Genomic DNA, 2135 nt, shown 5'->3' with positions numbered 1-2135 from the left:
TGGGTTGTCTGCTGAATCCGCTCCCTCGAAATGCCACATGCAGACCAAGGGACCTCCAGGTCCCGACGCGTAGATACGGTGTTAACTGATGGCACCGACTTCTTCGAATTACAATAAACGTACTTGACCTTCAATGTCTCTTGACCTTCAATGTCTCTTGACCTTCAATGTCTCTTGACCTTCAATGTCTCTTGACCTTCAATGTCTCTTGACCCTCAATGTCTCTTGACCTTCATGTCACTTGATCTTCGATGTCTCTTGACCTTCATGTCTCTTGACCTTGATGTCTCTTGACCTTCAATGTCTCTTGGCCTTGATGTCTCTTGACCCTCAATGTCTCTTGACCTTCATGTCACTTGATCTTCGATGTCTCTTGACCTTCATGTCTCTTGACCTTGATGTCTCTTGACCTTCAATGTCTCTTGGCCTTGATGTCTCTTGACCTTGATGTCTCTTGATCTATCGGTGCTTTCAGTTAACGTTGTTGTATTCACGAACCCTCACTGGCTTAAGGGGCGCTAGCCCCGGGTCCGACGGACTTAGCCAGTGCAGGGTTGTCTGCTGATTCCGCTTCTTCGAAATTCCTCTTGCAGACCAAGGGACCTTCAGGTCCCGCCGCGTGAATACGGTGTTATACGCTGCCCCTGGCCTCTTCGAAACAAATCCATCTTCTTGTCTCTTGATTCTCCATGACTCTTGATCTTCAATGCCTCTTGACCTTCAATTCTCTTGACCTTCAATTCTCTTGACCTTCAATGTCTCTTGACCTTCAATGTCCCTTGACCTTCAATTCTCTTGACCTTCACTTCTCTTGACCTTCAATGTCTCTTCGATCTCAATGTCTCTTGACCTTCATGTCACTTGATCTTCGATGTCTCTTGACCTTCATGTCTCTTGACCTTGATGTCTCTTGACCTTGATGTCTCTTGACCTTCAATGTCTCTTGGCCTTGATGTCTCTTGACCTTCAATGTCTCTTGGCCTTGATGTCTCTTGACCTTGATGTCTCTTGACCTTGATGTCTCTTGAACTTCAATGTCTCTTGGCCTTGATGTCTCTTGACCTTGATGTCTCTTGATCTTGATGTCTCTTGATCTTGATGTCTCTTGATCTATCGGTGCTTTCAGTTAACGTTCGTGTATTCACGAACCCTCACTGGCTTAAGGGGCGCCAGCCCCGGGTCCGACGGACTTAGCCAGTGCAGGGTTGTCTGCTGATTCCGCTTCTTGAAAAGCCTCTGCAGACCAAGGGCCGTCAGGCCCGACGCGTGAATACGGTGTTATATGAAGCTTACGACTTCTTTGAATAACCTACACAATCTTTCAATCTCTATATATTCAATTTCTTGCGACCCAATTATTACTGACTTGTAATTATCCAAATATATTGACTGCAGTTTATAGTTAAGTTTGTATTGTCCTAATCTAGATTTTTCTATTTCTACTTCAAATTCATCAGGGCTCATTGATTTGAGCTTTACAAACCCTCTTTCGTTTTTTAAATGTAATTCATTTGTTCTCAAGATAAATTCATTCATTTCTTTTTTCTCTATCCATACAGAATTATTAACAACATAGTTACTTAACGATTCAACTGCAACCAATAACTTGGCACTAGGGAATCTATCCTTCTGATATTCCTTAACAGTTAGTCCTAAAAATTGCTGATTTTTATGAACTATATAGCTTTTATCATGCTCAAGTATAAATTCATGTTTATTATTAATTCGATTCCACGGACAACTCGGATCATCACATGGCTCATCTGGATCATATTCTCCATGTTCAAATTCAAAGTGGAAGCATATCCAGTGCATTCCTTCAAATAGGTCATAATCAGTTTCAAAGACCTGCACAGGTTTCCCACATCTTCTACATAGCTTCATTGAATTCACTTCCAATATGATTATTCGTAAGTTTCATATAACGTTCTTGTATTCACGAACCCGAGAACCTTAAGGAAGCACAGAGCCATAAGCGAAGCTGGCTCCCGACCGGCCGCGACGCGGTTAGGTTCGCAGAGGTTGTCTGCTGAGTCCGCTCCTCGAAATGCCTCTTGCAGACCAAGGGCCGTCTGGCCCGCCGCGTGAATACGGTGTTATATGCTGTCGGGGCCTTCCTGAATATGCTAGATTCC

At 43.6% G+C, this 2135-nt stretch carries 1 protein-coding gene; it reads right to left on the bottom strand.

Features of this window, described 5'->3' with window-relative positions:
* Positions 1-1278: 1278 nt before the first annotated feature.
* Entirely contained in the window at positions 1279-1884 is a 606-nt protein-coding gene (locus ACSEXW_RS28015) for a hypothetical protein (protein ID WP_438449481.1), read from the bottom strand.
* Positions 1885-2135: the final 251 nt, after the last annotated feature.

The sequence above is a fragment of the Oryzibacillus soli genome (assembly GCF_051594765.1).
GTDB lineage: Bacteria > Bacillota > Bacilli > Paenibacillales > NBRC-103111 > Paenibacillus_AR.
This window is presented reverse-complemented; position numbering and strand designations above follow the sequence as displayed.

Excerpts from the sequence above, each read along its gene's own strand:
- ACSEXW_RS28015 (WP_438449481.1), bottom strand. The coding sequence starts at position 1,884 with ATGAAGCTATGTAGAAGATGTGGGAAACCTGTGCAGGTCTTTGAAACT.